Origin of the sequence: Paraburkholderia sp. 31.1, from assembly GCF_014397645.1 — a bacterium.
Lineage (GTDB): Bacteria > Pseudomonadota > Gammaproteobacteria > Burkholderiales > Burkholderiaceae > Paraburkholderia > Paraburkholderia tuberum.
On sequence record NZ_VZQN01000115.1, the window covers coordinates 1 to 3,933 of the forward strand.

General features: G+C 61.6%; 2 protein-coding genes. Both read left to right on the forward strand.

The features are described 5' to 3' along the window. A partial coding sequence (locus tag F6X37_RS35315; protein ID WP_262420159.1) for an Ig-like domain-containing protein occupies positions 1-2,582 on the forward strand: 2,582 nt, incomplete at its 5' end. A 179-nt stretch (positions 2,583-2,761) separates the two neighbouring features. After that, positions 2,762-3,721, forward strand: coding sequence for an OmpA family protein (locus tag F6X37_RS35320; protein ID WP_262420160.1), 960 nt, complete (start codon positions 2,762-2,764; stop codon positions 3,719-3,721). Positions 3,722-3,933 lie beyond the last annotated feature (212 nt).

Consider the following 3,933-nt stretch of genomic DNA (forward strand, 5'->3'; position numbering starts at 1 on the left):
CGCCTGATACGCCGCTGGACGAAGGCGAGCACGAGTTCACGGTGGTGGAGCGTGATCCCGCGGGCAACGAAAGCAGGCCGTCGGAGCCGCACGTGGTGATCGTGGACACGACTGCGCCGGACCAGCCAGTCATTGGCGAAGTGATTGACGACGAAGGTCCGATCCAGGGACCGGTGGGCAATGGCGAGAGCACGGACGACACGACGCCGACACTGGTGGGCAAGGGTGAACCGGGCGACACGATCGTCGTGATCGACAACGGCACGCCGATTGGCGAGACGAAGGTCGACGAGGACGGCAACTGGAGCTTCACGCCTGATACGCCGCTGGACGAAGGCGAGCACGAGTTCACGGTGGTGGAGCGTGATCCAGCGGGCAACGAAAGCGGGCCGTCGGAGCCGCACGTGGTAGTCGTGGACACGACTGCGCCGGACCAGCCGGTCATTGGCGAAGTGATTGACGACGAAGGTCCGATTCAGGGACCGGTGGGCAATGGCGAGAGCACGGACGACACGACGCCGACGCTGGTGGGCAAGGGTGAACCGGGTGACACGATCATCGTGATCGACAACGGCACGCCGGTTGGCGAGACGCAGGTCGACGAGGACGGCAACTGGAGCTTCACGCCTGATACGCCGCTGGACGAAGGCGAGCACGAGTTCACGGTGGTGGAGCGTGATCCCGCGGGCAACGAAAGCGGGCCGTCGGAGCCGCACGTGGTGATCGTGGACACGACTGCGCCGGACCAGCCAGTCATTGGCGAAGTGATTGACGACGTGGGTCTGGTTCAGGGACCGGTGGGCAATGGCGAGAGCACGGACGACACGACGCCGACGCTGGTGGGCAAGGGTGAACCGGGCGACACGATCATCGTGATCGACAACGGCACGCCGGTTGGCGAGACGCAGGTCGACGAGGACGGCAACTGGAGCTTCACGCCTGATACGCCGCTGGAAGAAGGCGAGCACGAGTTCACGGTGGTGGAGCGTGATCCCGCGGGCAACGAAAGCAGGCCGTCGGAGCCGCACGTGGTGATCGTGGATACGGTAGCGCCGACTGCTGAGGCGTCCATCACATACATGGGCAAGGACAGCGGCAACGTCGACTTCCTGACCCATGACGGCTCGGCGGGGCGCCTGATCATGGGCTCGCTGACGGATGCGCTCGCGCCTGGCGAGATGGTTCAGGTCTCAACGGACGATGGCAAGACGTGGCACGACGCGTTGATCGACGATAAGGGGAACTGGTTGTTCCAGGACGATACGGCGCACGCCGCCGACTGGACGATACAGACACGCGTGGTCGATGCGGACGGCAGTAGCGGCGAGGTGGTATCGCAAAATGTAGCACTCAAGACGTCGGGCCCTGGTGCGCCGGCCTCGTGGGAGCTGCATGGTAATACGCTTACAGTCGTGTTGCCTGAGGGTGCGGCAGTGGGAGATCGAGTCATCTTTAATAACGGGACCGTCAATTCGATCGATTTCGGTTACGTGCTGACGCCGTCCGATATCGCCTCGGGGATTAAAGTCGTGGACGCGGGCCTTATCGTGAATTCTGGTGGGTGGATTAGCGGGGTTGGGCTTGTTGATGGTGCTGGCAATCTCTATTTGAACACCCATCATCATGAGGACTTTGAAACTGCGACGTGGAGCATAGGAAAGGACAACTGGCTTAACGGCTTCAACGGTTTTACTGTGGACTCAGCTCATCTGAACGGCTTTTCGTCGGCTGGGGGAGACAGGGGTCTTGTGCTCGGGGCGAAGGGGGCCTTGGTGTCGGAATCCATAGCCATCAAACTCGAAGACCCCACAAGTTCGGTGTCGCTTCGTTTGAGCAAGGTTGGTATCGGTTCAGGCAACTTCGTAGTCTATCTAGATGCGGCAGGACACGAACTTGGAAGAACCGCTATCACCTCGAGTACTGGCAGCGTGGACTATCACTTTGACGCGCCGCTAAACGGCGAGCCGATCGCCATGGTCAAATTGGAGTTCGCCTATTCGGAGGACAGCGTCATGCTTCTGGACTTCTCTTTCGACACCTTGATCGATCAGCAACATGCCGCCTTTGGGCCCTTCGTCGGCAACGATGAGAGCAACATCTTCACGTTCGGCTACCCTGAGCTGTTGGCGTCATATTCGGAGAAGGAGGGTTTGTCGAATTTCGAAGGTGGCGCCATCTCCTTTGATGGCCAAGGCGGTATCGACACGCTGAAGCTGTCAGGCGCAGGCTTGACCCTGGACCTGCTTAACGAGCATCACGGCAAGCTGTCGTCGATTGAAGTGTTCGACATCACTGGTACGGGCAACAACACGCTCAGGCTTTCGCTGGGCGATGTGCTCGATCTGGGCGGCAAGGACCTGTTCGTTGCCGACGGCCGCACGCAGGTGATGGTCAAGGGCAATGCGGGCGACAGGGTCGACCTGTCCGATCTGCTGCCGGACGGAGGCGACGTCGGCAACTGGATGCAGCAGTCTGGCACCACGACCGTGGGCGGCGTCGCGTATGACGTCTTCTACCACTCGGGTCTGAACGCCGAACTGCTGGTACAGCACGGTGTCGATACGACGCTGCTTAACCACTGAACTCCGGATGATCCGCGACGCATGACCTGCGTCGCGGACCCGGAATCACCAACCATTTAATCAGGCTCCCTGAACAGCATCGCGCTGCCCGGGGGACCGTTTTTGACGAACTGATCATGACTTTCAATCAAACCCTGATGCGTGCGCTCGCAGGCGCATTGCTCGTGACGGCGGGTACCTTGCCCGCCATCGCACAACAGACTTTCTCTAACCCGCAGCCGCCGGTCACCCAGGCAGGCGCACCCGGCACCGCGCCGACGGCCCGTGCCGGTACGCAGCCCGGCAGGGTATTCGGCCAGAGCTACGCGCCGGTCGGACAGGTCGGCCCCCAGCAGGCGCAGATCGTCTACTACCGTGATGCATCCGCGGGTGCGGGCCGGTCGGCCGCTGCCGACGTCTACGTTGATGGCGAACTGCAGACCGCATTGCTGCCCAATGGCTACAGCATCTTCTGCGTCAAGCCGGGCCAACACATGCTGGGCGCCTACATTCAGGACGCACCGCTGTACAAAGGCAAGACCACCGGGCGATCCGGCGCAGAACTGAAGGGCGGCATGACCTACTTCGTGAAGGTCGGGCCGGCTGGCAGCAATGATGCACCGATCATGGTGCCGCGCAACGAAGCCGAAGCCCAGTTGCAAGGCATGCGCGCCCAGATGCACGTGCTTTCCCGCGCATCGGCAGTGGAGGCGTGTGACCCTGCGTCAATTCCCGTGACGTCAGCCCCGGTGGCGCAGCCTGTCGCGGCGAAAGAATACACGCTCAAGGGCGACACGCTGTTCGCCTTCGGCAAGTCTGGCAATCGCGACATGACTGTCAAAGGCCATGCGGCAATTGCACATCTGGCTGAGCAGATTCGCGCGGAAAACACCTTGCTGCAAGCCGTGACGGTGATCGGCCACGCGGACCTGATCGGCTCGGACGCAGCGGCGCAGAAGCTTGGCGAGCAGCGTGCGATGACGGTTCGCCGGATGCTGATCGAGCAGGGTATTCCGGCGCAGAAGATCACCGCGGAAAGTGCGGGCAATTCCGATCCGGTGGTCGCCGACTGCAGCGGCACGATGCAGCAGAAGATTGCCTGCAATGAGCCCAACCGCCGGGTGGTGGTGCAACTGAGTCTGTCGGGCCCGGCCCGATAAAGGCATGGGGGGATGCTGAGCCCTGATGTTGAGTCCTGAGGCGCGATCTTCCTGAATCGGGAAGGTCGCGTACCTACCGGCCTTCACCGCATGCCCAGGCAAACGGTGAGGGCCTTCCGAGAACGGGAGTGTCGCGATGACCAGACAAACAGAGATTCCTGCAATCAATGTGCTGCTCGCCTATGCAGAGTTGCGCGACAGGGATCAGGTAT